The sequence below is a fragment of the Candidatus Glomeribacter gigasporarum BEG34 genome (assembly GCF_000227585.1).
In the GTDB taxonomy this organism is placed as follows: domain Bacteria; phylum Pseudomonadota; class Gammaproteobacteria; order Burkholderiales; family Burkholderiaceae; genus Glomeribacter; species Glomeribacter gigasporarum_B.
On record NZ_CAFB01000075.1, the window covers coordinates 1 to 3,893 of the forward strand.

Below are 3,893 nucleotides of genomic sequence, written 5' to 3' on the forward strand. Positions count from 1 at the left end.
CCGCAGGCAGCGGACCGCTGATGATGAAGGAGGGCTCGTTGCTGCTTTCGGGTCGCAACCGTGGCGTTTTTTTAAGCAAGTCGATCTCCATTGTGAGTGGACCGACCTTGCGCTCCAATGCTGCAATTTNGGCTCCNTATTCCGAGATCGTCGTGGCGGCCGCTTCTTCAGCATTCAGTTCGCCGCGATCATACTGGCTCAGACACAACTGAATCCGGTCGGCTGAAATTGGGTAAGTACGCTTGGCTTCGCGCCGTCCAATCTTGCCGTCCCGAATATCCGCGCACAGTGGCAACTTGAACTGCGGACTGTGCCGACGATACAGACTTCTTGTTGACATCGTGCTGTGCCTCTGAAAAGGACCCAGCAAGCGTATCAATTGATCGACTCCGAACTGTCCAGTTCCAGGGGTTCCTGTGCCACGAGGTTGAGCTTTGTACTCAACCGCAACTGTAGAGAAGATGAGGGTAGGTCCCTCGGTATCGCCTTGCAGGAGGGGATACCAAACCACCTTAAGCGGCTGAGGACAAAATCCTCGGTCGTGAGCGTTAAGGAAAAGGCGCTATTGAAAGCGTCAGGTGTGGATTAAGAAGGTGAGCGATGAGCGAACCGCTGTAAGCATCGTAAGGAATCCAGATGATGTCGAAATCGGAGGGTGAACTCGTCTCCGAGACAAGCCCAGAGGCGACCTGCTTACCGATTGGGCGGCATCCGGTGTATAGGCGGCACGAGCTTAATCCGGGCTTTTCTACGGAACGTGGGAGACTTGTACAGGATGCCAAGGGAAAACCCTATAAGTTATAAACGAAGGGGGAAAGTACCGATGCCTGTGCAAGAGTCGGATCATCCCATAGTAGTGTTGAAGTCTCTGTAATGGGGATGGAGCGAAGGGGATGTGTCGGCCTGTGGGGAACCAAGGTCAATCGGAAATGAGAGGAGCTTTGGTTTGTTGCGTAGCTCCAAGGTCGAGAGATTTTGGAGGGATGGCCGGCAGGAGCCGTATGAGTCGAGAGGCTCACGTACGGAGTCTGTGAGGGGCTGGAGGTGAAATTCCTCCGGCCGACTCGGCAGTATTTGGGCCTTCAAAGCTTGGGACTCAATGCCTCGACATTCAACAAGTCTCACCCAGGAACAGGACAGTATGAACATTGACCGCGTTCAATTGGATACTACATTGGCAAAAATTGTCGATCCGCATACTGGGCAGAATGTGCTTTCGGCAAAAAATATCCGCCATCTTCAGGTGGACGGAGGGCGCGTGTTGATCGATTTCACGCTCCCTTATCCGGCTCAAAGCGAATTTGACGCATGGCGCGCGCGCATTATTGAGGCGTTCGCTGCATTGCCGGGCGTGGACGCGGTCCAGGTGAATATCCGGCACGAGATCATCGCGCATGCCGCGCAGAATGGCATGAAGCTGCTGCCGAATATAAAAAATATGATTGCGGTTGCCAGCGGCAAGGGCGGGGTAGGGAAGAGCACGGTTGCAGCGAATCTTGCGCTCGCGCTGTCGGAAGAGGGGGCGCGCACCGGTTTGCTCGACGCCGATATTTATGGCCCGTCCCAGCCAGCGATGCTGGGCGTTGCCGGGCCGCCGGAATCCAAAGATGGGAAAACAATGGAACCGCTGCACGCATACGGCCTACAGATTAACTCCATCGGTTTTCTGATTGATGCAGATCAGCCTGCTGTCTGGCGCGGACCAATGGCGACATCCGCATTCAGCCAGTTGCTGCACCAAACAAAGTGGGACGCGCTCGATTACTTAATCATCGATATGCCGCCGGGTACAGGCGATATCCAGCTCACGCTGGCGCAGCGCGTTCCGGTCACCGGCGCGGTGATTGTCACCACGCCGCAGGAAATCGCATTGCGCGACGCCAAAAAAGGACTGCGGATGTTTGAGAAGGCGGGTATTCCCATTCTTGGCGTCATTGAAAATATGGGCGCATATCTATGCCGCCATTGCGGCCATGTAGCGCCGATCTTCGGCGCGGGCGGCGGTACGCAGATGTGCACCCAATATGGGGTCCCGTTGCTTGGCAGTCTGCCGCTTGATATACAGATGCGCGAACAGATGGACGCAGGCGCTCCTCCTGTGATTGCGCAGCCGGAAGGCCAAAGCGCCCGCTTGTACCGGGATATTGCCCGTAAAATTGCAGTGCGCATTGCCCGGCAGGCGCGCGATATGCGCTCAAAATTTCCAGATATTGTGATTGAGCGGTCATGAAGCAACCTCTACTTCCGCGCTTCTTTTTGATGTCCTTGCTGTGTGGCGCCAGCATGCTCAGCAGCGGATGCATATCCGGCTGCACAACGCTGTTCAAACCGTATGAAAAGCGCGCGCGCGCAGTGCTTTTGCCAACGGCTGGAAATACAGCGCGCGGCACCGTTGCTTTCGTCGAGCGCGCAGATGGCATGCAAGTGAGCTACAGCATTCAAGGCCTGGCTGCAAATCGTCTTTATGGATTTCAGATTCATGAATATGGAAACTGCAGCGTGCGCGATGCGCGCAGCGCGGGCGATGTATTCGCCCTGGTGAAACGGCTGGGAAAAAGCACAACAGATGATCCAGAAGGCAGAATGCCCGATATCCGCGCCGATGCAAATGGCGTAGCAACGGGTTTTATTGTGGTCTCCGATCTTGCTCTGGATGGAATCCGCTCAGTCGAGAATCGTTCTATTGTCATCCTGCGCCTCAACAATGAGGCTTCTACAGTAGCGCGCCGCTCAGCGCCGCGTCTTGCCTGCGGCGTTATCCGGCCGCAATAAGCGATCCAGCTGATTGCGGCCTTTCCAGGCTCTCCTTACTATTTATTGGATGTTTTCTTCTTGAGTGTTGTTTTCTTCGAATTAAATGCTGCTAATTAATATTATGTTAAGTTGTAAAGTAGATTAGCAACGATAAATTTAACCTCGCTAGATGAACAACCTTCAATAAAGATCAAGAAATATTGCAACAGAAACTTATGCCCTCATCGTATTTTTGTCTTCACAATATTTTAAAATCGAAAATGACAGACACCTCTTCTCATTGGAAAAGAATAAACTTAAGCGCTCTTCAACTTGGAATAGTACTTTTTCCTCTCATACCTCTACATGCCAGTAATCTCTTGAATGAAGATGAAATTGAAGCTTTTCAAAAAGCAAAATATCGGATGGAGAATAATAGATCCTCTGAGTTAAAAGAAACTTGTATATTGTGCAATGCCGTTGAATATGAAGATGCCAGCTGGACCTCGGTCAAGCTGGGCATAGGAAACAAGGCTGTGCGGATCAAAAATCTTGAAGATGCAGAAAATGAATTAGATGCTGTGAACAAGCGTCAGCTCGATCAAGCTAAGCAAGAAGTTCAGCAGAATATTGGGCGCAACACGTCTCAAATCACTGCGCTCGACACGCAGGTACAGTACCTCGACCGAAACGTATCTGATTTAGATCAAAAGCTCGGCGGTTTTGACGCGCGTATCACCCAGCATTCGACCCAGATTGAAACCCTGAGTGGTCAAGTTACGGGCTTTGGGAAGCAGGTTGATCGGCTAGATCAAACGGTAGGCGGCTTTGATCAGCGCATCACACGTAATACTGACCAGATCGATAGGCTCAAGGATACGATGAAGCGCTTGCCCGATGGACTGGTGCAGCAGGATCAGGAGACTGGCGATATTACTGTGGCCCGAAATCTGGAAAGCCAGCGGGTAGATATCTCTGGCGGCGCTGCTGGACTGGATGGCTCCGCGGCGCGCGTTCTTGCCGGCGTGGCAGATCCGGAAAATGATTTCGATGCGATTAATAAGCGTACGCTTGATCAGACCAAGCAGGACATTGGCCATAATACAACTGAAATCCAGCGCTTAAATGATCAGGTCAGTGGATTTGATGGGCGCATTACT

The 3,893-nt window shown here is 52.2% G+C and carries 2 protein-coding genes and 1 pseudogene; all 3 read left to right on the plus strand.

Annotated features, from left to right (window positions below; translation table 11 throughout):
• The first annotated feature begins 1,141 nt into the window (after positions 1 to 1,141).
• Positions 1,142 to 2,230, plus strand: a complete 1,089-nt coding sequence (gene apbC, locus CAGGBEG34_RS08535; RefSeq protein WP_006683263.1) for an iron-sulfur cluster carrier protein ApbC — start codon at positions 1,142 to 1,144, stop codon at positions 2,228 to 2,230.
• Positions 2,227 to 2,772: a superoxide dismutase family protein gene (locus CAGGBEG34_RS08540; protein WP_042688445.1), complete on the plus strand. Its 546-nt coding sequence runs from the start codon at positions 2,227 to 2,229 to the stop codon at positions 2,770 to 2,772. Before apbC ends, CAGGBEG34_RS08540 begins: the two co-directional genes overlap by 4 nt.
• A 341-nt stretch (positions 2,773 to 3,113) precedes the next feature.
• Positions 3,114 to 3,893: pseudogene (locus CAGGBEG34_RS08545) on the plus strand (hypothetical protein); the annotation flags it as partial.